Annotated in this window: 24 protein-coding genes; 5 read left to right on the forward strand and 19 right to left on the reverse strand. The window is 63.6% G+C overall.

What is annotated here, in order from left to right; genetic code table 11:
- Nucleotides 1-2 precede the first annotated feature (2 nt).
- The 7 genes from LPA36_RS26665 to LPA36_RS26695 form a co-directional block, all read right to left on the reverse strand.
- Nucleotides 3-1,175 (reverse strand): glycosyltransferase family 4 protein, encoded by a 1,173-nt coding sequence (locus tag LPA36_RS26665; RefSeq protein WP_228883310.1) that lies wholly within the window; start codon nucleotides 1,173-1,175, stop codon nucleotides 3-5.
- A gap of 42 nt (nucleotides 1,176-1,217) precedes the next feature.
- Nucleotides 1,218-2,144 carry a glycosyltransferase family 2 protein gene (locus LPA36_RS26670; protein ID WP_228883312.1) on the reverse strand — a complete coding sequence of 309 codons (927 nt, stop codon included), beginning with the start codon at nucleotides 2,142-2,144 and terminating at the stop codon, nucleotides 1,218-1,220.
- Between the two features lie 19 nt (nucleotides 2,145-2,163).
- Nucleotides 2,164-4,371 (reverse strand): polysaccharide biosynthesis tyrosine autokinase, encoded by a 2,208-nt coding sequence (locus LPA36_RS26675; RefSeq protein WP_228883424.1) that lies wholly within the window; start codon nucleotides 4,369-4,371, stop codon nucleotides 2,164-2,166.
- Between the two features lie 111 nt (nucleotides 4,372-4,482).
- The gene (locus LPA36_RS26680; RefSeq protein WP_228883314.1) at nucleotides 4,483-5,667 is read right to left on the reverse strand and encodes a polysaccharide biosynthesis/export family protein; all 1,185 of its coding nucleotides are present in this window, start codon (nucleotides 5,665-5,667) and stop codon (nucleotides 4,483-4,485) included.
- Nucleotides 5,646-6,089, reverse strand: coding sequence for a low molecular weight protein-tyrosine-phosphatase (locus LPA36_RS26685; protein ID WP_228883316.1), 444 nt, complete (start codon nucleotides 6,087-6,089; stop codon nucleotides 5,646-5,648). Before LPA36_RS26685 ends, LPA36_RS26680 begins: the two co-directional genes overlap by 22 nt.
- 29 nt (nucleotides 6,090-6,118) lie before the next feature.
- Nucleotides 6,119-7,549 carry a UDP-glucose dehydrogenase family protein gene (locus tag LPA36_RS26690; protein WP_228883323.1) on the reverse strand — a complete coding sequence of 477 codons (1,431 nt, stop codon included), beginning with the start codon at nucleotides 7,547-7,549 and terminating at the stop codon, nucleotides 6,119-6,121.
- Between the two features lie 85 nt (nucleotides 7,550-7,634).
- A complete protein-coding gene (locus tag LPA36_RS26695) occupies nucleotides 7,635-9,053 on the reverse strand; it encodes an undecaprenyl-phosphate glucose phosphotransferase (RefSeq protein WP_228883324.1) in 1,419 nt (472 codons plus the stop codon).
- 169 nt (nucleotides 9,054-9,222) lie between these two features.
- On the opposite strand from LPA36_RS26695, the gene LPA36_RS26700 reads away from it, so the two are divergent.
- Together LPA36_RS26700 and LPA36_RS26705 are read left to right on the forward strand one after the other, a co-directional pair.
- Entirely contained in the window at nucleotides 9,223-9,525 is a 303-nt protein-coding gene (locus LPA36_RS26700) for a hypothetical protein (RefSeq protein ID WP_228883327.1), read from the forward strand.
- Nucleotides 9,526-9,658: 133 nt separating this feature from the next.
- On the forward strand, nucleotides 9,659-11,173 hold the full coding sequence (locus LPA36_RS26705) for a mannose-1-phosphate guanylyltransferase/mannose-6-phosphate isomerase (protein WP_228883328.1): 1,515 nt from the start codon (nucleotides 9,659-9,661) through the stop codon (nucleotides 11,171-11,173).
- Nucleotides 11,174-11,253: 80 nt separating this feature from the next.
- On the opposite strand, the gene LPA36_RS26710 is transcribed toward LPA36_RS26705, so the two are convergent.
- Nucleotides 11,254-12,468, reverse strand: a complete 1,215-nt coding sequence (locus tag LPA36_RS26710; protein ID WP_228883330.1) for a transposase — start codon at nucleotides 12,466-12,468, stop codon at nucleotides 11,254-11,256.
- Nucleotides 12,469-12,848: 380 nt separating this feature from the next.
- On the reverse strand, nucleotides 12,849-13,145 hold the full coding sequence (locus LPA36_RS26715) for a YciI-like protein (protein WP_228883332.1): 297 nt from the start codon (nucleotides 13,143-13,145) through the stop codon (nucleotides 12,849-12,851).
- 224 nt (nucleotides 13,146-13,369) lie between these two features.
- On the opposite strand from LPA36_RS26715, the gene LPA36_RS26720 reads away from it, so the two are divergent.
- From LPA36_RS26720 to LPA36_RS26730, 3 genes are all read left to right on the forward strand, one after another.
- Nucleotides 13,370-13,669: a PsiF family protein gene (locus LPA36_RS26720; RefSeq protein WP_228883334.1), complete on the forward strand. Its 300-nt coding sequence runs from the start codon at nucleotides 13,370-13,372 to the stop codon at nucleotides 13,667-13,669.
- A 313-nt stretch (nucleotides 13,670-13,982) separates the two neighbouring features.
- The gene (locus LPA36_RS26725; RefSeq protein WP_228883336.1) at nucleotides 13,983-14,432 is read left to right on the forward strand and encodes a hypothetical protein; all 450 of its coding nucleotides are present in this window, start codon (nucleotides 13,983-13,985) and stop codon (nucleotides 14,430-14,432) included.
- Between the two features lie 361 nt (nucleotides 14,433-14,793).
- Nucleotides 14,794-15,381 carry a BPSL1445 family SYLF domain-containing lipoprotein gene (locus LPA36_RS26730; RefSeq protein ID WP_228883338.1) on the forward strand — a complete coding sequence of 196 codons (588 nt, stop codon included), beginning with the start codon at nucleotides 14,794-14,796 and terminating at the stop codon, nucleotides 15,379-15,381.
- Between the two features lie 96 nt (nucleotides 15,382-15,477).
- Here LPA36_RS26730 and LPA36_RS26735 read toward each other — a convergent pair whose 3' ends face one another.
- From LPA36_RS26735 to mltG, 10 genes are all read right to left on the reverse strand, one after another.
- Nucleotides 15,478-16,545: a glycosyltransferase family 4 protein gene (locus tag LPA36_RS26735; RefSeq protein ID WP_228883339.1), complete on the reverse strand. Its 1,068-nt coding sequence runs from the start codon at nucleotides 16,543-16,545 to the stop codon at nucleotides 15,478-15,480.
- Between the two features lie 410 nt (nucleotides 16,546-16,955).
- Nucleotides 16,956-18,119, reverse strand: a complete 1,164-nt coding sequence (locus tag LPA36_RS26740) for an AAA family ATPase (protein WP_228883341.1) — start codon at nucleotides 18,117-18,119, stop codon at nucleotides 16,956-16,958.
- Between the two features lie 31 nt (nucleotides 18,120-18,150).
- Complete coding sequence (gene otsA, locus LPA36_RS26745) at nucleotides 18,151-19,560, reverse strand: alpha,alpha-trehalose-phosphate synthase (UDP-forming) (RefSeq protein WP_228883343.1); 1,410 nt, start codon at nucleotides 19,558-19,560, stop codon at nucleotides 18,151-18,153.
- A gap of 157 nt (nucleotides 19,561-19,717) precedes the next feature.
- Nucleotides 19,718-20,074 (reverse strand): Rap1a/Tai family immunity protein, encoded by a 357-nt coding sequence (locus tag LPA36_RS26750; protein ID WP_228883346.1) that lies wholly within the window; start codon nucleotides 20,072-20,074, stop codon nucleotides 19,718-19,720.
- 122 nt (nucleotides 20,075-20,196) lie between these two features.
- Nucleotides 20,197-20,964: an ankyrin repeat domain-containing protein gene (locus LPA36_RS26755; RefSeq protein WP_228883348.1), complete on the reverse strand. Its 768-nt coding sequence runs from the start codon at nucleotides 20,962-20,964 to the stop codon at nucleotides 20,197-20,199.
- Nucleotides 20,965-21,015: 51 nt separating this feature from the next.
- Nucleotides 21,016-21,807 carry a TatD family hydrolase gene (locus LPA36_RS26760; RefSeq protein ID WP_228883350.1) on the reverse strand — a complete coding sequence of 264 codons (792 nt, stop codon included), beginning with the start codon at nucleotides 21,805-21,807 and terminating at the stop codon, nucleotides 21,016-21,018.
- A 66-nt stretch (nucleotides 21,808-21,873) separates the two neighbouring features.
- Nucleotides 21,874-22,380 (reverse strand): GNAT family N-acetyltransferase, encoded by a 507-nt coding sequence (locus tag LPA36_RS26765; RefSeq protein WP_228883352.1) that lies wholly within the window; start codon nucleotides 22,378-22,380, stop codon nucleotides 21,874-21,876.
- Nucleotides 22,381-22,434: 54 nt separating this feature from the next.
- A complete protein-coding gene (locus tag LPA36_RS26770; protein ID WP_228883354.1) occupies nucleotides 22,435-23,475 on the reverse strand; it encodes a DNA polymerase III subunit delta' in 1,041 nt (346 codons plus the stop codon).
- Nucleotides 23,476-23,570: 95 nt separating this feature from the next.
- Nucleotides 23,571-24,191, reverse strand: a complete 621-nt coding sequence (tmk, locus tag LPA36_RS26775; protein ID WP_228883426.1) for a dTMP kinase — start codon at nucleotides 24,189-24,191, stop codon at nucleotides 23,571-23,573.
- Entirely contained in the window at nucleotides 24,191-25,201 is a 1,011-nt protein-coding gene (gene mltG / locus LPA36_RS26780) for an endolytic transglycosylase MltG (protein ID WP_228883427.1), read from the reverse strand. The genes tmk and mltG overlap by 1 nt, the downstream gene beginning before the upstream one ends.

Below are 25,201 nucleotides of genomic sequence, written 5' to 3' on the forward strand. Positions count from 1 at the left end.
CGTCATTGCCCCCTGCCGGCCTGATGCCGTGACTGCGGCTGCGCGCTGCTGCCGCCCGCCCGGCGCCGCGCTTCGTCGACGGAGCGGCCGCGCGGCGCGCTCCGCCGGCTCATCAGCTCGCGCGTGATGCGCACGTGCTGCAGCGCGAATTGCTCGGTCGTGAGCTTGCGTGCGATCAACTGGCGCGCGGCGGCCTGCGCCTGACGCAACCCGTCTGCCGGCGCGGCGACGAGGCGCTCGACCGCCTGACGCAGCGCCTCCGGATCGAACGGCGGCACGTAGGCCGCCTGCGAGTCAGTGAAATAGTCCTTCAATGCGCCGACATCGGTGACGATCATCGGCTTGCCGACCGCCGCTGCTTCGAGCATCACCGTGATGCCCGACGCGTGCGCGTTCGGCCGCAGCGGCACGACGATCACATCGGCCCAGTCATACAGTTCGTGTTGTTTCTTGAGGCCGGCTGCGGGCGCGATCTCGACGTTCGAAGCGCGCAGCGACGAGGGAATGCGCCGGCGTGTCGCCAGCCTGACGGTGTAGCGCGCATCGTTGCCATAGGCGCTGATCAGACTTTCCCAGTCGCGGTCGCGATCGTTGCCGATCGCCGCGATGCGCACCGGCGTGTGCGGCTGCCATGCGACCGGTTCCCGCACCGGGAAATCGTGCGTATTCAGGCCGTAATACACATGCAGCGCGTCGCGCCCGAGGTAACGACGGCACAACGCGGCGTTTTCGGAGGCGAGCGTCGTCAGCACGTCGGCGCGCGCGACCAGCTTGCGATACGCCCAGCGACGCAGCGCGCCGTAGTCCGGCCATTTGTCGAGCAACCAGACGCTCTGCGCGAGCAGCAGCGGCTGGCGTTTCTCCCGGCGATTGAGCAGCAGCAACAGCGCCACCGAAAGGTATTCGTGTTCCGTATGCGTCCACACGACGTCGGAGCGCATGATTTCATCGCGATTGCGCAGTGTGTGGATGAAGTCGAAGCCCAGCACGGCCTTCAGTCCACGACGCAGGAGCCGCATCGGCAGACGCTCGCGCGCGTCCTGCGAATAGCTCAGCGCAAACTCGTCCGATTCGGCATGGTGATAGCCGTACAGGCAGCCGATGTTGTCGCCCTTGCGGTAAAAACGCGGGTCGGCACCGTAAAACAGATGGACGTGGACGTGGGTCACACTCATGCAGTAACTCCGGGCGGGTGATGGAAGGCAGCAGCCTGCGTTTCAGGACGCCGTGCGGCGTCGCGCCTCATGCGCGCCGGTACGCACCGCGCGCCAGCGCGACAGCGTCGCGCGGCCGCGCTTCGAGGCAAGCGCAAGCACCGCATGCGCCATGCCCGGATACACCCGCGTGCCGACCAGCGTGTACCACCACCACGCGGCCTCGCGGCGCAGCGGCGGCAGATGGTCGCGCAGGATCAGGTGCAGGTTGTACGCGGCGTTGCGCACGGCCTGCATCGTCTGCGCGTCGCGCCGGTCGTCGTCGAAACGTTCGGCGGGAAAGTGATCGACGGCGACCTGCGGGTCGTACACGAGCTTCCAGCCGGCATGCTTCACGCTCATGCTGAACGCCATGTCGTTATGTACCTGGGCGCCCGCGCCTCGCAGGCGCGGATCGAAGCGGATCGTGCGGATTGCTTCGCGCCGGTAGCTCATGTTCGCGCCTTTCAGCAGGTCGACTTCGCGCGCACCGCCCACACCAAGATGGTGATTGCCGATGATCCTGCCCGACGCGCGCAGCTTGCCGACGAGCGGCCGGGCGCCATCGAGAATGCCGCCTTTCTGGTGTACCCAGTCGCGCCCGCCGAGCGCGCCCAGCAGCAGGTCGTTCGAGAACGCGTCGGCGATGCGTTGCGCCCAGTCGGGGCGCGGTGCGGCGTCGTCGTCGGTAATGGCGATCACGTCGCCCGTCGCCGCATCCAGCCCGCGGTTGAGTGCGGCGACCTGCCCCGGCGTTTCGACGATCGCAACGCGCAGCGGCAACGTGCCCTTCACGGCAGGGTCGTGGAGGCACGCGAGCGTTTCGGCGTCATCAGGGCGCACGACGACGATCACTTCATCCGGCGCGCGCTGCTGGCGCTGCAGCGCGGAGAGACAGCGCGCGAGATCGGCGGGACGGCGAAACGTCGGAACCAGTACGGTGACTTTCATGGTGGGTCCTTTCGTGCGCTCAGGCGCTCAGATATTCCTGCATGGCTGCATAACCACGCGAATAGTTGCCGCGCGAGCGCGCCGGCATCGCGTTGAATATCGCGCCCTGCACGGTCACGCCCGCGTTGTTCAGGCGCTTTAGCGCATCGTTGATTTCCGGCTCGCTGTGCATGCCCGAACGCAGCACGAGGAACGTCGCGCCCGCGTGCACCGCGACAATCGACGCATCGGTCACGGCCAGCACCGGCGGCGTGTCGATCAGGATCACGTCGTAGCGTTTCGCGAGTGCTTCGAGATACGTCTGCAGACGCGGCGACATCAGCAGTTCCGACGGATTTGGCGGACGGTGACCGCACGAGATAAAGCTCAGGTTCTCGGTTTCCGTGTGACGGATCGCTTCCTCGAGCGAGATCTGGCCGCTCAGCAACTCCGACAGGCCGATATCCTGCGCGCCGCCGAGATAGCGCTCCAGCGCGCCGCGCCGCATGTCGCCGTCGATCAGCAGCACGCGCTTACCGGAATGCGCGAGCAGCGTCGCGAGATTGACGGTCAGGAAGCTCTTGCCGACACCGGGCATCGGGCCCGTCAACACGACGATGCGGTTGCGTGCGTCCATCATCGTGAACTGCATCGACGTGCGCAGGCTGCGCATGCTTTCGACGGTCGCATCCTTCGGGCGGGCCGCGGCCAGCACCTTGCGCAGACGGTTGCCGCCGCGCTCGAAGCTGTTTTCCAGCACGGCCTGCTCAGGGCTCATCGGCACGAGACCGTATACGGGCAGATGGAACATGCGCTCGATGTGTTCCGGATCGTCGATACCTTTGAAGAGATTGCGGCGCAGGAACACAAAACCGGTGCCGAGGATGAGACCCAGGATCACGGCCGCCGAGATGATCAGCATCTTCTTCGGCTTGACCGGCGCGCCCGGACGCAGCGCCACGTCGACGATATGCACATTGCCGCCCGTGCCGGCCTTCTGCACCGACAGTTCCTGCACGCGGTTCAGGAGCAGCACGTAGATGTCTTCCGCCACCTTCGCGTCACGCTGCAACTGCACGGCCTTCACTTCGGTGGCCGGCAGATTGCGGAATCGGTCGGCGTATTTTTCGCGTTGCGCCTGCAGTTCGGCGAGCTGTGCACGCGCCGCGATGAGCATCGGGTGATCGTTGCCAAAACGCTGTTCGAGCGACGCGATCTGAATACGCAGCGCGGAAATCTGCGATTCGTACTCGACGCTGCCCTGCAGATACACCTTCGCTTCGTCGCTTGCGTTAATCGAGCCTGACTTGCTTTGATAGGCGGTGAGCGCGGCTTCGGCACGTTCGAGATCGCCCTTCAGGCGCGGCTCCTCGCTCTTCAGGAAGTCGAGCATCTTGCTCGCGTCGGCCTGCTTGCTCGCGATGTGCTGGCGCAGATACGACTGCGCGAGCGCATTCGCGATTTCAGCGGCGCGCTGCGGGTCCTGGTTTTCCAGCGAAATCTGGATGACGCCCGTGCCCTTGCCCTGCTCCGACACCTGGATCGCCGACTGGAACGACGCGATCGCATCAAGATCGTTCGCGCGCATCACGTTGAACTGGGTGCCCGGACGCGCCACCAGCCGGTTGACGAGAATCGACACGCCGCTGCCCTGCGCCGGCTGGCCTGCCTGGCCGCGCAGCAGCAGCGAGCCGTTGGGCGCCTGCAGTTCGTACTGGTCGTTCTCCAGCGCGGTCATCGTCATCTTCTGCCCTTCGAGCGCGGGCGGCACTTCGACGTAATCGACGTCGGCGATTTCGCCGCCCCACGCGTAGCCGCCCAGGCGGTCGAGAAGCGGCCACGGGCGCGCCGGCTCGCCCGGCGTCGCGAGCCGTGCGGCGAGGCTGCCGATCACCGGCAGCATCTTCGGCGCGACGCTGAAGTTCAGCTTCAACTGCTGGACGACCGGCGCCACCACGCCGCGACTCTTGATCATCTCGATCTCGGCGTCGGTCGGCAGCGCGGTCTGGCCGGACGAAATGTTCGCGCCGGTCTGCGTCTGCGTGAGTGCCTGCGACGTGTTGTCGGACTGCTCGACGCGCACGTGCGCATCGGCCGAATACACCGGCTTCGCGATGTAGCAATAGAACACAGCGACCGCGACGATCGACAGCGCAATGGCAATCAGCCACCAGATGTCGTCGATGATCACCTGCACCAGTTGACCGAGGACAACGTCCTCTTCTTCGGTCCTGGCCGGTCCGGCCAGAGGAGTGTTTGCGTGAGTGCTCACAGTTCGATCCTGGTTGGTTCACCTCGGGCCCGACGGGTCCGCCACGATGTTCCGTGCGGGCCCGCCGGGCTGTTGGCGGTCATACGACTAGCGCGTCAGCTGCTTCAGATAGAACAACGTCTGGATGGTCGGCAGCACCTGCTGCAGCACACGGTTGAACGTTGTCGACGCGGCAGTGCCCACGTAGACCACATCCATCGGTTGCAGCTGGAACTGTGTGGACAGCATGATGGCGTCCGGCTGCGTCATGTCGAGGCGATACACGTCGGGCGTCGTCGGGTTGTCCTTCATGCCGCGCATCACGTAGATCTGGCGCGGGTTCGCATCGGTGTCGAGAATGCCGCCAGCCTGCGTGAGCGCATCGGCGATCGACAGACGGCCCTTGATCATCTGCAGCTGGACCGGCGCCTTCACTTCACCCATCACGAACACGCGGCTGTCGATGCGGTCCGGCACGTTGATGATGTCGCCGTTCTGCAGCATCACGTTCTGCGAGACGTCGCCGTTATCCAGCATGCGGTTCGCGTCGAGCACGTACAGCTGCTTGTTGCGCGTCAGGCGCACGCGCTGCAGGTCGGCGTCGTTCGTGAGGCCGCCCGAGCGCGTAATCGCATCGACGAGCGAAAGCGGCACGTCGCTGATGGCGAGTGGCCCGGGCGTCTTCACCTGGCCTGTCACCTGCACTTTCTGGCTGCGGTACGACAGGATGCGCACGTCCACCTGCGGATTCTTGATGTAGCGCACGAGCCCGGCTGTCAGCTGGTCACGCAGGTCGCCCACCGTCTTGCCGGCGGCCCGGATGCGGCCGATGAACGGGAAATAGATCGTGCCGTCGGCGGCGACGGTCTGGCCGTACGGATCGGCCTGGCCCGGCAACGCGGTGGTGTACGGCTGCTGCAGCACCGCGCCGACCGACTGCGTCGTGTTGCCGCCTGAGGAGAGCGTGCTGCCGTTCGGGGTAGTGAGTTCAGGGTGATCCCAGACCGTCACGCCGAGAATGTCCTGCGGCATGATCCGGTAGACCCACTGCGACGGATCGGTGTAGCGCGACTGCGGCAGCAGCTGCGGCGCGGCGGCGGCCTTCGCCTGATCCATCACGACCTGCGCGTTGATCACATGCACCGGATAGTCTTCAGCAGGCGCCTGCTGCTGGTCTTCCTTCAGGTGCGACGTGTCGAGGTAATTCCCCGGCGCGGTCGCGCAGGCCGACAGAAAGGCCGCGAGCAGCAGAGAGAGTGTGAGGTTTCGCATCAGCATATTTTTTTTAGCCATCCCATGACCAGGTGTTCGATGAGCACGAGACTTGCCCGATAGCCGGCAACGTGTCCGCCATGCGGATCGGCGACATCGGAGTCCTCCCATTTGCCAAGCGGCCAGACCTTGCCGCGCGAAGTCGGATCGAGCGCTTCGACCTCCTTCACCTGCGCGCGCTCGGTGACCAGCACCAGATCGGCGTCGCGCACGAGGCGGCGGTTCAGGCGTCGCGCCCGATGTCCGCTGGTGGCGACGCCCTGCTCCGTGAGCAGGCGCCGCATGACGGGGTCCATGCTCTCGCCGTCGAACGCACAGATGCCCGCCGACTGGAAGGCCATGCGCGCGCCCAGACGGGGCAGCGCACGGGCCTTGAACAGCATTTCCGCGGCCGGCGAGCGGCACACGTTGGCGTGGCAGACGATGAGTACGTTGGCGAACATGGTCCGGTTCCGTGAGGTGCGTGGTGCGTTCAGCGGGCCGTGGTCTCGACCGCCTGCGGCACGGCACGCGCGGGCGTCGAATCCGCGTGTGTTGCACGTGCAGGCTGCCGACCAATCGCGTGGTACTCGATGCCGAGTTCCACCATCGATTCCGGCTCGTACAGATTGCGGCCGTCGAAAACCAGCGGCGACTTCAGCAAGGCCTTCAGGCTCTCGAAATCGGGGCTCTTGAAGACCTTCCATTCGGTGAGGATCACGAGCGCGTCAGCGCCTTGCGCGACATCCATTTCCTCGTTCATGAATTCGAGGCGGGCAAGCTGTTGCGGTGCGTGCTGCAGATCGAGCGCGAACACGCGCTTCGCCTCGTCGATCGCAACCGGGTCGTACGCCTTCACGCATGCGCCGCGCGCGAGCAGTGCCGCGATCAGACGGCGGCTCGGTGCTTCGCGCATGTCGTCGGTGTTTGGCTTGAATGCGAGACCCCAGACGCCGAAGGTGCGGCCCGTCAGATCGGCGCCAAGGCGCATCTCGATCTTGTGCGCGAGAATTTCCTTCTGGTCGTGATTGACGGCTTCCACCGCGTTCAGGATGCGCAGATCGGCGCTGTGTTCGCCGGCCGTGCGGATGAGCGCCTGCACGTCCTTCGGGAAGCACGAGCCGCCGTAGCCGCAACCCGCATACAGGAAGTCATAGCCGATGCGCGGATCGGAGCCGATGCCGCGGCGCACGGCTTCAATGTCGGCGCCCACGCGGTCGGCGAGATTCGCGAGTTCGTTCATGAACGAAATACGCGTGGCGAGCATCGCGTTCGCCGCGTACTTCGTGAATTCGGCGGAACGCACGTCCATGTACAGCGTGCGTTCGCGGTTGCGGTTAAACGGCGCATAGACGCGCTTCATCACGTCGCGGGCCTTTTCGCCGGGCACGTCCTCATCGCAGCCAAGCACAATCCGGTCAGGCCGCGTGAAATCCTCGACAGCGGCGCCCTCCTTCAGGAACTCCGGATTCGACACCACGGAAAACATGTGCTTTGCGCCCCGCGCGGCGAGTTCTTCCGCGATCACTTCGCGTACCCGCAGCGCGGTGCCGACCGGCACGGTCGACTTGTCGACGATCACCTTGAAGCCGTTCATGTGGCGGCCGATATTGCGCGCCGCCGCCAGCACGTACTGCAGGTCGGCGGAACCGTCTTCGTCCGAAGGCGTGCCGACGGCGATGAACTGCACGTCGCCGTGCGCGACAGCCGCTTCGATGTCGGTCGAGAACCTGAGGCGCCCGGCCTTGCGGTTACGCGCGATGACTTCCTGCAGGCCCGGTTCGTGGATCGGCACGCCGCCGCCGTTGAGCACGTCGATCTTGCGTTGATCGAGATCGAGGCAGAACACGTCGTTGCCGATGTCGGCAAGACACGCGCCCGTTACGAGCCCCACATAGCCGGTACCCATGATCGTCAGGTTCATCTGTTACACCTCGAAAATTTGAACATTCCAGAAACGGAAAACGCATGTGCCGCGGTTCGCTGTCGTGCCCCGCGCTGCGGCGCGCTCAATAAGCGTTGCGACCGGCAAAGCCCTTGTAGAGCGTCAGGGCGACGATCTTGATGTCGAGCCAGAAGGTCCAGTGCTGCATGTAGTACAGGTCGAGCTTCACGCGTCCCATCATTTTTTCGATGCGGTCCGTCTCGCCCCGATACCCGTTGATCTGCGCCCAGCCCGTGATGCCCGGCTTGATGCGATAGCGGTGCATGTAACCCTTCACCAGATCCTTGTAGATGTCATCGTGTTCGAGCGCATGCGGACGCGGACCCACCACCGACATCTCGCCCTTCAGCACGTTGATGAACTGCGGCAGTTCATCGAGGCTCGTCTTGCGCAGGAATGCGCCGACTGCCGTGATGCGCGGATCGCCGCGCGTCGCCTGCGTGACCTTGCCGGCCGTTTCCGCGTGCACTTTCATCGAGCGGAACTTGTAGATCTCGAACTCGTGGCCGTCGATGCCCTTGCGCTTTTGCCGGAAGAACACCGGCCCCGGCGACGAGAGCTTGACCATCGCTGCGATCACGAGCATCAGCGGCGACAGCGCCGCAAGCGCCGCAAGCGCGAACATGCGGTCGAACACGAACTTCGGCAGCACACGCACATCGGTGATCGGCGAAGCCGCGAGGTTGATCGCCGGCACGCCCAGCAGGTCCACCACCGGCTGGTTGAAAAGACTCAGGCTGCGCACATCCGGAATGAAGCGGATGTTCACGAACTCGTTGCGAAACTCCATCACGAAGCGGTGAATCGTTCGCTCGTGCGACATCGGCAGCGCGAGCCACAGTTCGCGGATGCCGCGCGTGCGCACCGCGCGCACCATCCGGTTGAAATCGCGCTCGACGGGAATACCTTCCAGTTCGACCGGCAGGTTCGCCGCGCCCACAGGCGCCTCGATGCGATCACTTTCGCGACGGCCGCCCGGCTCGTCGAACACGATGACGGGGCTGAAGCCCGCTTCCGGGCGGTCGCGCATCTGCTCGATCAGAAAGCGTCCATACAGCGCGCCGCTGACGATCGCCACCGCCTTCTGGTTGTAACCTTCGCGACGCAGCCCTTTCAGCACGCCGTGTACCAGCGCCTTGGTGATCATCAGCAGCACGATCGTCGCGACGGCCCAGTACACGAGCCACAGACGCGACAGCAGGTCCGAGCGGTGCAGGCTGAAGCTCATCAGGATGCCGGCGCCCTCCACGATCAGCCAGCCGCCCGATACGCGCCACAGGAGGTCGTACACGGGCTTGCCGCGCCATGACTGATAGATGCCGAGCGCAGGAAAAAACAGGACCATCAGCAGGCAGTTGAACAGCAGCGAGACGCTCTGCATGTCGTTCAGCCATACGAACGTCCCGCGTTGCACGGCAGCCGCGATAAGTGCGCCGAGGCCCACCATCGCGATGTCGATAATCCTGGATAGAACGCTCAGCATGAGCCGCTCCTCGGTTCGTCAGTCAAGTTCCGTCCGTGTTTGATTGCACTTCGCGCTGCCCGAACGGGCGGCATGGACAGGTGGTCGTGCCACTCAGCCAGACGCCTGTCGTCTGCTGATAAAGGCGAATCCCGGCTATTGACCTGTCGAAGCGAAATTTCTGGTCTGAATGAGTAAATACCCTCGTACAGGTATAGATAAAGCGATATTAAAATTCGGGTTGCAAGGCGGCAAAATATCTCAAATTGTATCGGCAATTGTTACGCTATTTTCTGGCTTTTTGATCAGTAATAATTGCCACAAATATTGCCTTTTTCCCAATAAACAGGCAGAACGGGCACATCTTCTGACCGCCAGCAGCAAGCGACTCGAAACGCCATCTCCCTCTCTCCCGTCCACTATTTCCGGCAAAAAAATCTGGCGCCTCTTTTTACGTCAGTTTTTTTCTGTTTTTATTTTCTTTCGTAAATAACAAGGACATATAAAAGTTATTGTCCATTAATTTCCTTATTACATTTGAGCAACAGGAATTTAGTGCTTCTTTTATTGGCAAATTACGTCGTGATACAACTCGACGCATTGATCCAGCCTTCAGGAGCCCTCGCATGACAGCGCACATCGCAGCGCCCGACGTCGACATTCGGTCTTCAAATGCCGCCACCGTGAAACTCAAAGTTCATCCCGTGATTCTGGCCGGCGGGTCCGGCACCCGGTTGTGGCCGATGTCGCGCGAGCAGCATCCGAAGCAGCTGATCGACCTGCTCGGCGACGAATCGCTGCTGCAGTCCACCACGCGCCGTCTCGATGCGCTCGATGCGGGCTACCCCGTTGCTGACCAGCTAGTCGTGGTCAGCAACGAGGAACATCGCTTCACGACGGCGGAACAGTTGCGCGTGAGCGGCAAGGCCGCGCGGCTGGTTCTCGAACCGGTCGGTCGCGATACCGCGCCTGCGCTGACGATCGCCGCGCTGTCGATCATCGCCGACGCGCAGGATGGCCTGATGGTCATCATGCCCGCCGACCATGCGGTGTCCGACATTGCGCGCTTCCATGCGAGCGTGAGCGCAGGCGTGCAGCAGGCCGCGCTCGGCCACATCGTGACGATGGGCATCGTGCCCACGCGTGCGGAAACGGGCTACGGCTATATCCGCGTGGGGGAAGCTGCGCCGAACGCCGGTACGTCGGACGCGCGCAAGCTCGACCGCTTCGTCGAAAAGCCGCATCTCGAACTGGCGCAACGCTATGTGAGTTCCGGCGAATACTGGTGGAACAGCGGCATTTTCATCATGCGTGCGTCAACGTGGATCCGTGCGATCAAGCACTTCCAGCCGGCGATTTATTCGGCCTGCGCGCAGGCGTTCGCGGGCGGCAAGACCGATGGCGATTTCTTCCGGCTGCAGCGCGATGCGTTTTGCGCGTCACCGTCGAATTCGATCGACTACGCGGTAATGGAACGGCTGAACACGGATACGTCCGTGTGCGCGGGCGTCGTCGTGCCGCTCGATGCAGGCTGGTCGGATGTGGGTTCGTGGGACGCGATCTGGCAGATCCTGCCGAAAGATGCGGACCAGAACGTGGGGCGCGGTCATGTGATGTTCGAGGGTGCGGCGTCGACGTTCGCGCATTCGGAAGGCCGCCTGATCGCGTGCGTCGGCACGCAGGATCTCGTCGTCGTGGAAACCGCGGACGCGATTCTCGTCGCCGACCGCTCGCGCGTGCAGGACGTGAAGAAGGTGGTGGGGCGCATCCGCACGCAAAACGGCCCCGAAGCGGCGAATCATCGCAAGGTTCACCGTCCGTGGGGCTACTACGATTCGGTCGATACGGGCGAGCGCTTCCAGGTGAAACGGATCGTGGTGAAACCGGGCGCGCGCCTGTCGCTGCAGATGCATCATCACCGCGCGGAACACTGGATCGTCGTTCGCGGTACGGCGCTCGTCACACGGGGTGAAGAGCGCTTCATCGTCTCCGAGAACGAGTCGGCCTATATTCCACTGGGTGTCACGCACCGCCTCGAAAACCCCGGCAAGATGCCGCTCGAAATCATCGAGGTGCAGTCCGGCTCCTATCTCGGCGAAGACGACATCGTGCGCTTCGACGATACGTACGGACGCCAGTAAAGCGACAGCGTGATGTGTTGTTGTGATTCCCGTGTGTCGGTCGCTAACGTCACGCTACCGGCCGCGGGTATCTCCAGCGCTCATCCCACGTGGGAGATGCATTCGGAAGCCGGCGCGAAACGGTCACGGCCTTTGCTGCTGTCATCGGTGCTGCTGTCCGTGCTGCTTTCCGCGCTGGTTTCCGGATAACGGCGCAGCGGCATCCGGCGTGCATTCACAGCTGCTTGCGCGGCAGCGTGCACATTCGCCGGACTGACGTTGACGGCTTGCGGGACGGACGACGCAGCAGACTGGGCGAGCGCGGGTACGCGTGCAGTTGTACCCGGCGCGGACACAGCACTGCCGGTCGCGACCAGGCCTGACGACGCGACAGGTGCCGCTGGGCGCGGCGCCGGCATCGGACGCGACACCGGACGCAACGACCCGGCGTGCAGCGTGTCGTCATGCGCGGCGGCGACGAGCGTGCGCTCGTCACGATCGATCCATTGCTGGGCCCAGTCGAGTGCGTACTGCTCCGCCGCTTCCGGCGTTTCGAAGCGCGGGCCGACAAGGCCCGAACGCTCGACGCGCCTGCCATCCTTCATGATCTCGGCCCACGCGCGATACATGTCGCCGGGCACCGGTTGCGCGATCACATCGATGACATAGCCGCGGCGGTCCGAGAACTGCGTCCCATGCGAAGAGAGACCCATCCGCATCGCAGAGCGACTGCCGTCGTCCTGATGCGCGGTGGCGTGATGCGCCGCTCCATCAGGATGATGGGCCGCATGGGCATGACCTGCCACTGAAACACGCGCCTGCGCGTCATCATCGGGCGAGCCCGACAGTTGCCGCGTGATCTCGGCGAACGGATCGACGGGACGCCATGCTTCCGCGTCGTCGTGCGGTGCCTGCCACGATTCGGGGCTCTTCCAGAACACGCCGCGCACGCCTTCATCCTCGCGTGCGGCTGGGGTGGCGACGGGTTGGGCAGCGCGTTGCGGCTCAGCGGGTGTCGACGGTTCCGGAATGTACGCGAACCGGCGTCCGGTCTGCGACAGCAGCTGCACCATCCCGGCCAGCGTGCCGTTCAGCTGCCACTCTTCAAAGCGGCGACGGCATGTCGGACCCGAGGGATAACGGCCAGGAAGTTTGGACCACGGTTCACCGGTGGTCAGGATCCACAGCACCGCGTTTGTCACGATGCGCGGTTCGGCGCGGGGGCGGCCACGTCGATTGAGACGGACCGCTGGTTCATCTGAAACGAGCGCTGAGAGTAGCGCCCACTCGTCATTGCTTAGCTCATCGAAAAACATACGTTTCTCCACGCAGCACGGCCAGGCTGCGGCTTTGGACACGCACAGATTTCTTGTTTCGTGATCTGTGTCATGCCCCCGGTTGCACAATATGCTTATACGTTTTGGTTCGTTTAGGGGAAACCGCACAGCCTTAGTGCGGATAATCCCGTTAGCGACGCACAAAACGTGGTCTCACTCGTGCATCGGAGAATTTGTGCACGAAGCATACCATCACCAGGGTTTGCATGAATATGCATGAGACAAGTGTTACTGATGGAAACAAACTTGTCCTTTTTGCGGCGTTGCCCGGTCCGTTTTCGTCACGCGATTGTCGTGATCGCAACCCTCCTGTTCGACAATGATGCTCACACATCCCGCGCACTCGCCCGCAATCCCGGCTAACGGACCGGTGAACTCGCATGTTCTCCGACAACGGTCGTCCACGCCCGCACGCGCCAGTGTGTAACGAGCCCGGCGCGCACGTATGGATCTGATGCGGCGAACGCTTCGGGAACATCGGCAGAGTCCGCTTCGAAGAGCAGGATCGCGCCGTCGACAGGCTCCGCAAGTGCACCCGCGAGCAACAGTTCGCCACGCTCGACCGCGGCCCACGCGTACTTCAGATGCTCCGCGCGATATTCTCCGCGCCGCTGCAGATATTCGGCCGATACGTCGTACATCAACAGATAGTGCATGGTCATGCCTCCATGTTCAGGTGTCGGTGTGTTCGCTTGCTCATTGAAGATGCCGCGTGCCTGACGATATCAGGGAAGAATCTTACGGCGCACCTGTCAACCATATTATGGTTTTAGCCGTTTTGACGGACAGCTTTGCCATAATGGTGACAGCGATGGGCCATGGATCTTTCGATGCCCGCTCGCACGACCGCCAACAACGTTCAACAACGATGGAGTGTCCCATGAAGATCCAGTCCGCTATCGCTGCGCTCGTCCTTGGCGGCATGCTCGCCTCGCCGCTCGCTTTCGCCGAAAACAGCCAGCAGTCGAAGATGACTGCGTGCAACAAGCAGGCGGGCGACAAGAAGGGTGACGAGCGCAAGGCATTCATGTCGAGCTGCCTGTCGGCGAGCGCCCCGGTTGCCGCTTCCGCGCCGATGACGCAGCAGGAGAAGATGACGGCATGCAACAAGCAGGCAACCGGCAAGAAAGGCGACGAACGCAAGGCGTTCATGTCGAGCTGCCTCAGCAACAAGGGCTAGTCATCCCGCGCGGCGCATCGCGTTGTGCCGCATTTTGACGGACGGCCATGTGCGGATCGATCCGTTTCCAGTCCGGCGTGACACAGCACCTCAAGTAGCATCGTGACACCTGCATGCCGCGCACGACAATGCGCGCGGCATGCATCGGCACCCTCCTTCTTTTTCCGCCTGATCCCCGTTTCAGCACCACGTTCGCCGCTCTGTGCCGTTTTCTTCTATGATGGCTGCGGAGACGGCCCCAGTACCCCACAAACATAAGCAGGCGGGCCGCCATCTTGTCGTTGATGCCGAAGAGCATTGAACGGAGGCAAGAATGGTTGGGAGACACAAGAACCGCTGGCTCAGACGCTGGCTCGTCGTCATCGTCTTCTGGGCGGTGCCGGTGGCGATCGTCGCGGTCAACGAGATTCGTGAGGAGATGGCGTACAACGCCGTCGACCTGAACACCGCACTCACCACCTGGCAGTTCACCGACGCGCAACGCGCCGCCGGTGCGCCTGCGCGCTGTCACGGCATGCCCGACGATGCGCGCGCGGCCGGCTGTCCCGCCGATGTCCTTAGCGCCAACGCACCTCGCCAGCAACAGGCCATCGATGAATACGCCGTGCGCAAGAGCACGCTCGCGAGCTATCTGTGGCATGCATTCGTCGGCTACTGGATCGTGCCGGCCGCCACGCTTTTTGCAATCGGCGCCCTCATCGGCGGTATCCGGCGCGCGCTGCGCCGCCCGCCACCGCCCGTCAAGGGCACGGCCAACCACTGAGCAATCGCCCGGTTGCGGCTTCCAGACAACACTTTGTGCCGTCGCCGCGCGCTCGCGACGGTGAAGCCAAAGCGGAAAAAATGACCGAAAAGAGTTCAGTCCGCGCGTCCGGGCGGCGGATGTCGGACCCGGTGAATGCCATTATCCGGATCGCGGCGCACGCTCTGTGCGTGAGAAAAAGTCCCCGCACGAGCATCGGTAAAATCTACAACGCCGTATTTGTGACCACGCGCAAAGGCCCGCGCCATAAGGGTTTTCGTGATCCTGGGGGCGCGATCTTTCTGCCCGCGTGTGATATAACTGGCGAGGCAATCCGACTCAACAATAAGGTTGCGCCCAGGAACCACGACGGAGAAAAACGATGCAAAGACGAAACTTCATTTTGAAGACTACTACTGCGCTCGCTTTCGGAACCCTTGCAATCACGGGCTGTACGACAACAGGAAACAAGCCGGACTCGGCCGCGACCGATGCCTCAAAGCGCCAGTCGATTGACGCCAGCGTCGACGGCACGATCTCACGCCTCTATTCCACTGTGCCGGGTTCGCGCGAACTGGTCTCGAAGGCCCGCGGCATTCTGGTGTTCCCGTCCGTTATCCAGGCCGGCTTTATCGTAGGCGGCCAGTATGGTGAAGGTTCGCTGCGTGTAGGCGGCGGCACGGTCGGGTACTACAGCACGATATCGGGTTCGTTCGGCCTGCAGGCCGGCGCCCAGTCGAAGGCCATCATCTTCCTGTTCATGACGCAGGATTCGCTCGACAAATTCCGCAATTCGGACGGCTGGTCCGCGGGTGGAGACGCATCGGTCGCGCTCGTGAAGCTGGGCGCCAATGGCGCCATCGATACCACCACGGCGACGGCACCGGTCGAAGTGTTCATCCTGACCAATGCCGGTTTGATGGGCGATGTTTCGATCGCCGGTACGAAGGTGTCGCGTCTGAAGATCTAGGTTTATCCGTTATGCCATGCCCCGGCATGATTGCCGGGGCATGCGCCGCGTGAACGACAACGCCTGCAACGTTCACCACCGCACGCTGTCGCGGCTTTAGCTCGATGACGTGTCGATCACCTTGAAGCGCGAACGTTTCTGCGCGCGAATCACCGACTGATACGCCTCCACATACTGCTGCGCCATCCGGTGCGACGTGAAGCGTTCTTCGAAGCGCTTGCGCACGCCCGCGCGCGGCAGCTTGTGCAGACGGTTCACCGCGGCCACGGCGCCGATTTCATCTTCGACGATAAAACCTGACACGCCATCGTCCAGCACCTCAGGCACGGAGCCGCGATTGAACGCGATCACCGGCGTGCCGCAGGCCATCGCCTCGATCATCACGAGACCAAACGGCTCCGGCCAGTCGATCGGAAACAGCAGCGCATGCGCGCCCGACAGGAAACCGGCCTTCTCGCTGTCGGCGATTTCGCCGATGAATTCGACGTGTGGTTGCGCGAGCAACGGCTTGATGTCGCGCTCGAAATATTCGCGGTCGGCAGCATCGACCTTCGCCGCGATGCGGATTTTCATGCCGCAATGGCCCGCAATCCGGATCGCCGTATCGACGCGTTTTTCCGGCGAAATCCGGCCCAGAAACGCGAGATACGCCTGCTCGACCGGCTGCGGCGTATAGAGCTTTTCAGGCAGACCGTGATAGACGGTGGTCAGCCATTTCGCCTGCGGCAGGGGCGCGCGCTGCGCGTCCGAAATGGAGATCACGGGTGCGGTGTTGAACGTATCGAACACCGGTTGCTGCTCGGGCAAATCGAGCCGGCCATGCATCGTGGTGACGAACGGCGTTTCCTGACGTTTGAACACCGAGAACGAGTAGTAGTCCATGTGAAAGTGCAGCACGTCGAACTCGTCGGCCTGACGGCGGACCAGTTCCATCAGCAGCATGTGCGGCGCGATGCGGTCGCGGATGCCCGGGTCGAGCCGCAACGCGCGCGGCCAGACCGCTTCGAGCTTCGCGCTCGTGACCGAGTCGCCGCTCGCAAACAGCGTGACGTCATGGCCGAGTTCAACGAGCGCCTCGGTGATGTACGACACGACCCGCTCCGTGCCGCCGTAAAGCTTCGGCGGCACCGATTCGGTGAGGGGGGCGATCTGTGCAATTCTCATTCTGTGTGTCTCCTGTCGACAAGAGTCAGCGCCTGTCGCTCACTCTGGTCTCATGCAAGGCAACTTGCGGTCGACCCGCGTTGGCGTGACGGCTGGCATGGGCGCTCTAGCGCTTGCTCCAGCTCCATGCACCTCACCCGGGTCCCATGCAAGATAAGTACTGAAAACGGGCCGGACGACGGACCGGATATCTTCTGCGTCCGCGGACGGCAGCGGCGCCCGAGTATGCCAGCGCGCATCCGTGCAATCAATGCAGTCGTCGGCGCGAATATCCTGATTATTGGGCATTTCGGGCGCAAAAAGCGCTGCTATTTCAATTGCTGGGCGCTGTTACAGTCGCGAAACATTCGATGACGAGCGTTTTTTGCGATGCTTTCGCACTTCACGCGGCGCCGGCAATGCGTGCGGACTCAGCGGGCCGGCCACTTCCATGCGGGCAGATCGATGTCGTCGTTGCCAGCGATGCGGGTCGCGCCAAGCTGCTTGTCGAGCACGACCGACTGGCTTCCCACCTCGCGTTCCAGCGACGCGATGAGTCGCGCCGCGTGCGACACCACCAGGACCTGCGATTGCGCCGATGCACGTGCGATCAACCTCCCCAGCGCTGGCAGCAGGTCGGGATGCAGGCTCGTCTCCGGCTCGTTCAGCACGAGCAGGGCGGGCGGACGCGGCGTCAGAAGCGCCGCGACGAGCAGCAGATAGCGCAGCGTGCCGTCGGACAGCTCGGCGCCCTTCAGCGGCCGCAACAGGCCCTGCTGCTGCATCGTCACTTCGAAGCGGCCGTCGTGATTCGTGATTGCGACGCGCGAGCCCGGAAAGGCGTCGTCGATGGCCTGATCGAGCGCGGCCGGGTCGCCGATTTCGCGGATCGTCTGCAGCGCGGCGGCGAGATCGGCGCCGTCGTCGCCGAGCACCGGCGTATGCGTGCCGACCTGCGGCAGACGCACGGGCGATTCGGCATCGGTACGGAAATGATCGTAGAAGCGCCACGAGCGGATCTGCTCGCGCACGGCGAGCATTTCGGGCGCGGTTCGCGGGTCCGCGAACTCCGTCATCATGCTGTCGAAGCTCGCGACTGTCTGTGGCAACGTCTGCCATTCGCCAGCGTCGTCGCGCGTGCGGATCGCCGCGCCATGCCGGTCGACGAGCATCGCCGATGGTCGCAGCACCGGCCCGCTCCAGATGCACTCGCGCTTGATCACCGGATCGAGCGCGAACTGCGTCCGGCCGGGAATGGGCAGACCGAGATCGATCGCGTAACCAAACGCGTCGCCCGCGAAACCGAGCCGCAGGCTCACCGGCTCCTTGCGGCGCGTGCCTTCCACCGCGGTTTCTCCCGCGAGCATCGCGCGCGAGAAACGCTCGGGCCCGGCCCACAGCGTGGATTGCAGACCGCCTTCGCGCGCAAGCGAAGGAATCACGCCGCCACGCGCGGTCGCCGCAAGCAGCCGGAGCGCACGATAGACGCTCGACTTGCCGCTGCCGTTCGTCCCCGTCACAACGTTCAGGCTGCCGAGCGGCACGATCAGCTCACGTAGGGACCGGTAACCGGCGATTGCGAGCGTCGTCAGCATGGCCGCGCGCCGTGCCGGTCACGCGGATGCCTCACTTCTTCGACCTGCGTGTGGCCTCGCTGGCGGCCACGCTGCGCAGGTCGCGCAAAAACGAATCGCGCCACACGCCGAGATCGTTCTTGCGTAGCGCGGCCATGTTCATCTCATGACGGCGCTTGCGTTCATCGAGCGGCATACCGAGCGCGCGCTGCAACGCCTCGCACATGCCGACCGAATCGTGCGGGTTGACGATCACCGCGCCAGTCAACTCCGCGGCCGCGCCGGCGAACATCGACAGCACGAGCACGCCGGGATCGTCCGGGTTCTGCGCGGCCACGTATTCCTTCGCGACGAGGTTCATGCCGTCGTGCAGCGGCGTGACAAAGCCGACCTGCGACTCGCGAAACAGCGACATCAGCTTCCAGCGGTCGTACTGCTGGTTCAGATAGCGGATCGGCGTGTAGTCGAGCCCGGAATAGCGGCCGTTGATGCGCCCTGCTTCGTATTCGAGGTCCTGGCGGATCTGCTGGTAGGTCGCGACGTCCGAACGCGTGGGCGGCGCGATCTGCACGAGCGTGACGTTGCCGCGCCATTCCGGCGAGCGTTCCAGCAACTGCTCGAACGACTTGAAACGCTCGACGAGCCCCTTCGAATAATCGAGGCGGTCGACGCTCATGATGAGCTTGCGCCCTTCGAGGCTCTGCTTCAGGTCGAGCACATGCTGACGGCTCTCGTAGCGCTTGGCCTGCTCGGCGATCTCATCGGGGAACACGCCGATGCGGTAGACGCCCGTGCGCAGCTTGCGCCCGAACGCTTCGACGCGGTTGCCTTCTGTCACCGTGCCGCGCGCATGGCGCGTGATGTAGTCGTGAAACGCGAGCTCGTCGGTGTCGGTCTGAAAACCCAGCAGGTCGTAGCAGCACAGCGACTTCACGAGCTCTTCGTGCGGCGGAATGTTCAGCAGGATCTGCGGCGCCGGAAACGGAATATGCAGGAAGAAGCCAATGCGGTTCGTCACGCCTTCGGAGCGCAATGCTTCGGCGAACGGAATCAGGTGATAGTCGTGAACCCAGATGACGTCATCGGGTTGCAGCAGCTTGATGAGCTTGTGCGCGAGCCACGAATTGACGCGCCGGTAGCCGGCGTATTCGTCGCGTTCGTAGCGGGCGAGATCGTTGCGATAGTGGAACACCGGCCACAGCGTCGCGTTCGAAAACCCGCGGTAGTACTGGTCGTAGTCCTTGCGCGTGAGGCCGGCGGTGGCGAACGTGACCGCACCATCGGTTTCGAGCGTCGGGCCCGCGTTCGCGACGGTCTCGCTCACGACGTCGCCGCTCCAGCCGAACCACACGCCGCCGGCGTCCTTCAGCGCGCCGAAGACCCCGACGGCCAGTCCGCCTGCCGACCCCTTCGTTTCAGTCGGCGTTGCAACGCGATTCGATACGACGATCAAACGACCCATCAGTGCTGCCCTCCCTGTTCGTGCGGCGCCTGAAAGCGCGCCGGATTACCGCTCGAGGCGCGGCAGGCAGATCAAGCTCGAGACGCACGGCGCAAGACGCGCAGCCCGTGACGCCAGGCAACGGTCAAGCGAGATCCGGGTTGGATCTCAGGACAACTCAGCCGCCCGTCTTGCAGGGAAACGCCTTGCCGAGCCCGAGCGAGACCGCGGTGCTCGCGTTGTAGCCGGCGACCATCGGATTTTCCGCGATGTATTTGCGTACGGCGTCCGTCAGCTGCGCGGAACGCGCGTCCTGCGGCAGGCAGAAGTATTGCCCGACGCGCGGTCCGGTCGTGCCGCCGATCGCATCGATCGTATTGAAGACGCCGTCCGCGGCGCCTTCGATGTAGGCTGCGCACGCACTGCGCGACGCAATGTCGGTCTTCGTGCACAGCTTGTTGAGGTCTCCACCCGTGAATGCGGCTGCCGACAACGGCACGGCCAGCGCGCTTGCGCAAATCAAAACCCGCAGCATGGTATCCCTTTTATGTGAGCGGTTTCGTGAGCAGCATCGAGCGGCCGGGTCTTTGCCTGCCGCTTCGGATCAGCCTTCGCGCGGCACCGGCCGCCGCGCCAAGGCTGCTATTTTGCACTGTTTTACTGCGCCGCTGGGGCGCTCGCGGCCTGCTGTTTCTGCATCTGTTCCATGCGCGCCGTCAGTCCCTTGACCGTGTCCGGCTCCTTGTAGTGCTTCGCGAAGTCGAGCGCATTCAGGCCGATCTGGTTCTTGATGTTGATGTCCGCGCCCGCATCGAGCAGCAGCTTCGCGGTCGAAACGTGCCCGCCGCGCGCGGCCATCATCAACGGGGTCGTGCCGTTCGGCGAGCCGGCGTCGACGTATGCGGAATACTTCAGCAGCAGCGTGACGATCTCGTCGTTGCCGTTTGCGGCCGCGTAATGGAGCGGTGTCCAGCCCTTCTTGTTGACTTCGGCGCCCTTGGCGATCAGCAGCTTCACGAAATCCATGTCGCCGTTCAGGGCGGCCAGCATCATCGCGTTTTCGCCGGCGCGGTCGAGAATCTCGACGTTGGTCTTCGGATTGTCGACGAGCAGCTGGCCCACCTGATCTGACTTCTCACGCGCGGCGAGCACGAGGAGCGGCATGCCCTGGTCGTCGGTCATGTTCGGGTCCATGCCCTGCGAAAGCTGCTTTTTGACTTCCTTCACGTCGTCGAACTTGACGGCCTTGATCATCGTGTCGGCAGGCGCAGCCTGAACCGGCAGCGCACCGAACGCCGCGCAGGCAAAGCCGCCTGCCAGTGCCAGGCGCGCTACGCTGCGCCACACGGCTTTCTGCGCGCGAAAGCCCGTCGTTCCGCGAATGGCGCCTGAAAGGGTCGATGACTGTGTCGGAATATTTTTCATAGATTACTTTAGGAAACTTCCCTATCCATTTGATCAGTATGAATTTTTTCGTCAGACGGAGGCCGTTTGGGGGATCCTGAACAGGCGGAAAAAATTCTGGGTCGTCGCGGCGGCGAGATCGGCTTCGGCCATTTCGCGTTGCTGCGCGATGAAGCGTCCGACATAACTTACGTACGCAGGTTCATTGGGTTTGCCGCGATACGGTACCGGCGCAAGATACGGCGAGTCGGTTTCGATCAGCAAACGGTCGAGCGGTACGCGGCGCGCGACGTCCTGAACCTCGGTCGCGCTCTTGAACGTGACAATACCGGAGAGCGACACATAGAAATTCTGCGCGAGCGCCTTTTCCGCGACATGCCACGGTTCCGTGAAGCAGTGCATCACGCCGCCCGGCACGCGTGCGTTTTCCTCTTCCATGATGCGCAGTGTGTCTTCCCACGACGAGCGCGTGTGGACAATCAGCGGCTTCATCGTGGCATGCGCGGCGCGGATATGCGTGCGAAAGCGCTCGCGCTGCCATTCCATGTCCTCGATCGAGCGGCCTTCGAGGCGATAGTAGTCAAGCCCGGTCTCGCCGATCGCGACAACCTTCGGATGCGCCGCCAGTTCGACCAGTTCGGCCTGCGTCGGCTCGCGCATGTCCTCGTGATCCGGATGCACGCCCACCGACGCGTAGACGTTGTCGTACGTGCGCGCGATATCGAGCACCGAAGGCAGCGTCTCGAGATCGACGGAGACGCACAGCGCGTGCGTCACCGAATGCGAGCGCATGTTCTCGAGGACCTGCGGCAGGCGGTCGGCGAGTCCTTCGAAGTTGATGTGGCAGTGCGAGTCGACAAACATGGTGATGTCCTGCGGGTTGACGGTGAGCGCGGCACCCTCGTCCAGGTGGCGCGTTTAAACGGGGATTCAGGTCGCGTGTTCGAGCCGGCGCCCGAGAATCACGAGATCGCGCTCGACGCCGTCCAGCACCGCGACGCGCGGCAGCGTGCCCCAGTCGGCAAAGCCGAAGCTGTGGAAAAGCCGCATGCTCGCCTCATTGTGGCCGAACACGAAGCCGAGCACGGTGTCGATTTTCAGCGCCGGCGCCGCTTCCAGCGCGGCGGCCAGCAGTTTCCTGCCGAGGCCCTTGCCGCGCGCGGCTTCGTCCAGATAGATGCTGACTTCGGCGGTACGGGAATACGCCGGCCGGCCGTAGAAGTCCGAAAAACTGAGCCATGCGATCACGCGGCCGGCTTCCTCGACCACCCACAACGGCCGCGCGCTCGGGCCGTGCGCGTGAAACCAGGCGTGCCGGCTTTCGACGCTCACCGGTTCCAGGTCGGCCGTGACCTGGCGTGACGGTACCGTCGAGTTGTAGATGGCAACGATCGCGGGCAGGTCTTCGAAGGTGGCGTCGCGGTACAGATGGCTCATGATTCTGGCGGCTTGAAAGGAGGAAATGCAGTCGAATGGACCGGGTGATTATGACTACGCAAACAGGTCGCGATAGCCCAGAAAGAGTTCTTCGAACACGAGGCGCGCGTTGAGCGGATGATTCTCGACGGCGCGCTGGCGCGTGACCGTTTTCTGGAACCGCGCGAACGCGTTGGCGTCGATCGCGCTCGCGCATCGCGCGAGCGCCGCTGATGCGGCCGGAAAATAACGCGGCGCACCCGCCGTGCGCTCTGCCAGCAGGTCGTACAGCCAGCGCTGCAGCCAGCCGAGCACGAGCGGCACTGGCAGCTTCTGCAGTGCCTCGCCGCAGGCGAAGGCGTCGCAGTTCGGGCCGGCAGCAAGTTGCTTCAGCGTCCAGTCGCGCAGCGCCCGGCTGTCGTCGCTGGCGAGCGCGAGTGCTGTCAGCGGCGCACCGCCGGCTTCGGCAAGCAGCGCGCGGGCATCGTCGACGCCCTGTTGCGCGAGCCACGTCGCCGCAACATCGGTTGCGGGCGTGGTCATCGGCCACTGGCGACAGCGGCTGATGATGGTCGGCAGCAGACGGTCGATGCGCGCCGACACCATCAGGAACACGACGCCTGCCGGCGGTTCTTCGAGCGTTTTCAGGAGCGCGTTGGCCGCGGCGACGTTCAGCGCTTCGGCCGGATACAGGACGACCACGCGGGCGCCGCCGCGGTGCGAGCCGACGCCAACAAAGTCCAGCAGCGCCCGCACCTGTTCGATCTTGATTTCCTTACTGGGCGCGCGGGTCTTCTTGCCCTCGTCGCCATCGGCTTTTTCCGGTTTGGCCTCCTCGGATGCGGCGGCCGCGAAACCGGCTTCGGCCGCAAGCGCCTCGGGCAACACGATCCGGTAGTCCGGGTGATTGCCCTGCGTGAGCCAGTTGCAGGCCACACACGCGCCGCACGGCTCGCCGTTCGCCTGCGGCGCTTCGCACAGCAATCCCTGCGCGAGATGCTGGGCGAACCGCAGCTTGCCGATACCGCCTTGCCCGTGAAGCAGCAGCGCATGCGGCCAGTGCGCGCGCAGCTGTTGCAGGCGGTTCCAGTCATCGGTTTGCCACGGATAGATCATGATTTCTCTTTCAGTTCAGTCAGTTGGCTTCATCTGCTCATGTACCGCGTGAGCATTGGGGCAGCAATATAACGTGTATTTATATTTGTTTAAATTCAGATACTTGCGATCAAATCTTCAAGCTGGGTCTGAATTTTGGGAATGCTCTGCGTCGAGTCGATCACCGCGAAACGATACGGCGCTTCTTCCACCCGCCGCAGATATTCGGCGCGCGTGCGGTTGAAAAACGCCTCCGATTCGCTCTCGAAACGGTCCGGTTCCCGCGCTGCGCTGCGGCGCTCGCTGGCCGTATCGGCCGGAATGTCGAACAGCACCGTCAGATCCGGCTGGAAGCCGCCCTGCACCCAGCGCTCCAGCGCTTCGAGCTTGTCGCGCGGCAAGCCGCGGCCGCCGCCCTGATATGCGAACGTGGCGTCGGTGAAACGGTCGGAGAGCACCCAGTCGCCACGCGCGAGCGCCGGCTCGATCACCTCGGCGAGATGTTCGCGGCGCGCGGCGAACATCAGGAGCGCTTCGGTTTCGAGGTCCATCGGCTGGTGCAGCAGGATTTCCCGCAGCGCCTCGCCGAGCTTCGTGCCGCCCGGCTCACGCGTCATGACGACGGACCGCCCGCTCGCAGCGACCTTCTCCGTCAGCCGGTCGCGAAACCACGCGAGGTGCGTCGTCTTGCCGGCGCCGTCGATGCCTTCGAACGTAATGAATTTGCCCCGCGCCATCATTGACCCCGGATATATTTGTCGACGGCCTTGTTGTGGGCGTCGAGTGTGTCAGAAAAGATGCTGCTGCCGTCGCCGCGCGACACGAAGTACAGCGCCGTAGTTTGCGCCGGGTTCATCGCTGCCTGCAAAGACGCCACGCCGGGCAGCGCGATCGGCGTGGGCGGCAGGCCCATGCGTGTATAGGTATTGTAAGGAGTGTCCGTCTGCAGATCCCGCTTCTTCAGGCGCCCGGCGTAACTTTCGCCGAGACCGTAGATCACCGTCGGATCGGTCTGCAATGGCATCCCGACCTTCAGCCGGTTCGCGAACACGGCGGCCACCATCGGCCGGTCGGACGCCTTGCCGGTTTCCTTTTCGATGATCGATGCCATCGTCAGCGCCTCGTATGGCGTCTTGAACGGCAGATCCGCGGCACGCGTGTTCCAGGCTTCATCGAGCCGCAGCTTCATCAGACGGTACGCGCGACGGTACACCTCGAGGTCGCTCGTATTCTTGTCGAACAGATAGGTGTCGGGGAAAAAGAGCCCTTCGCCATTGCCGATCGACGCTTCCGGCGCGCCGATCGCCTTCATCAGGTCGCCGTCGGTCATGCCGGCCGTATCGTGCGTGAGCGCCGGATTCGCGTCGATTTCTGCGCGCATGTGGCGGAACGTCCAGCCTTCGATGATCGTCGCGACGTATTCGTTGACGTCGCCGCGTGCGATCTTCTGCAGCACGTCGTACGGCGTGATGCCCGCCTTGAACGCGTAGTTGCCGGATTTCAGCTGGCTTTGCAGCCCCAGCGCGCGGGTCATCAATACGAAGAGTTCAGGCTCGACCGGCACACCGCCGCGATTGAGCTGGCCCGCGACGCTGCGCAGGCTGCTGTGCGGCTTGATCGTGACGTCGAGCTGCGGGGTGCTGAGATCGATCGGTGAGGTGGCCCAGTGATAGCTGCCGGCGATAGCGGCTGCGACCAGCGCAATGAGGATAACGCCGGCGATGAGACATTTCTTCAGAAGGGGCAT

The organism is Paraburkholderia saeva, from assembly GCF_907164555.1.
Taxonomy (GTDB): domain Bacteria; phylum Pseudomonadota; class Gammaproteobacteria; order Burkholderiales; family Burkholderiaceae; genus Paraburkholderia; species Paraburkholderia saeva.

Coding starts and splice junctions, on each gene's coding strand:
- LPA36_RS26665 (WP_228883310.1), bottom strand. CDS start 1,175: ATGAGTGTGACCCACGTCCACGTCCATCTGTTTTACGGTGCCGACCCG.
- LPA36_RS26670 (WP_228883312.1), bottom strand. CDS start 2,144: ATGAAAGTCACCGTACTGGTTCCGACGTTTCGCCGTCCCGCCGATCTC.
- LPA36_RS26680 (WP_228883314.1), bottom strand. CDS start 5,667: ATGGCTAAAAAAAATATGCTGATGCGAAACCTCACACTCTCTCTGCTG.
- LPA36_RS26685 (WP_228883316.1), bottom strand. CDS start 6,089: ATGTTCGCCAACGTACTCATCGTCTGCCACGCCAACGTGTGCCGCTCG.
- LPA36_RS26690 (WP_228883323.1), bottom strand. CDS start 7,549: ATGAACCTGACGATCATGGGTACCGGCTATGTGGGGCTCGTAACGGGC.
- LPA36_RS26695 (WP_228883324.1), bottom strand. CDS start 9,053: ATGCTGAGCGTTCTATCCAGGATTATCGACATCGCGATGGTGGGCCTC.
- LPA36_RS26700 (WP_228883327.1), top strand. CDS start 9,223: ATGAGTAAATACCCTCGTACAGGTATAGATAAAGCGATATTAAAATTC.
- LPA36_RS26705 (WP_228883328.1), top strand. CDS start 9,659: ATGACAGCGCACATCGCAGCGCCCGACGTCGACATTCGGTCTTCAAAT.
- LPA36_RS26710 (WP_228883330.1), bottom strand. CDS start 12,468: ATGTTTTTCGATGAGCTAAGCAATGACGAGTGGGCGCTACTCTCAGCG.
- LPA36_RS26715 (WP_228883332.1), bottom strand. CDS start 13,145: ATGCACTATCTGTTGATGTACGACGTATCGGCCGAATATCTGCAGCGG.
- LPA36_RS26720 (WP_228883334.1), top strand. CDS start 13,370: ATGAAGATCCAGTCCGCTATCGCTGCGCTCGTCCTTGGCGGCATGCTC.
- LPA36_RS26725 (WP_228883336.1), top strand. CDS start 13,983: ATGGTTGGGAGACACAAGAACCGCTGGCTCAGACGCTGGCTCGTCGTC.
- LPA36_RS26730 (WP_228883338.1), top strand. CDS start 14,794: ATGCAAAGACGAAACTTCATTTTGAAGACTACTACTGCGCTCGCTTTC.
- LPA36_RS26735 (WP_228883339.1), bottom strand. CDS start 16,545: ATGAGAATTGCACAGATCGCCCCCCTCACCGAATCGGTGCCGCCGAAG.
- LPA36_RS26740 (WP_228883341.1), bottom strand. CDS start 18,119: ATGCTGACGACGCTCGCAATCGCCGGTTACCGGTCCCTACGTGAGCTG.
- otsA (WP_228883343.1), bottom strand. CDS start 19,560: ATGGGTCGTTTGATCGTCGTATCGAATCGCGTTGCAACGCCGACTGAA.
- LPA36_RS26750 (WP_228883346.1), bottom strand. CDS start 20,074: ATGCTGCGGGTTTTGATTTGCGCAAGCGCGCTGGCCGTGCCGTTGTCG.
- LPA36_RS26755 (WP_228883348.1), bottom strand. CDS start 20,964: ATGAAAAATATTCCGACACAGTCATCGACCCTTTCAGGCGCCATTCGC.
- LPA36_RS26760 (WP_228883350.1), bottom strand. CDS start 21,807: ATGTTTGTCGACTCGCACTGCCACATCAACTTCGAAGGACTCGCCGAC.
- LPA36_RS26765 (WP_228883352.1), bottom strand. CDS start 22,380: ATGAGCCATCTGTACCGCGACGCCACCTTCGAAGACCTGCCCGCGATC.
- LPA36_RS26770 (WP_228883354.1), bottom strand. CDS start 23,475: ATGATCTATCCGTGGCAAACCGATGACTGGAACCGCCTGCAACAGCTG.
- tmk (WP_228883426.1), bottom strand. CDS start 24,191: ATGGCGCGGGGCAAATTCATTACGTTCGAAGGCATCGACGGCGCCGGC.
- mltG (WP_228883427.1), bottom strand. CDS start 25,201: ATGCCCCTTCTGAAGAAATGTCTCATCGCCGGCGTTATCCTCATTGCG.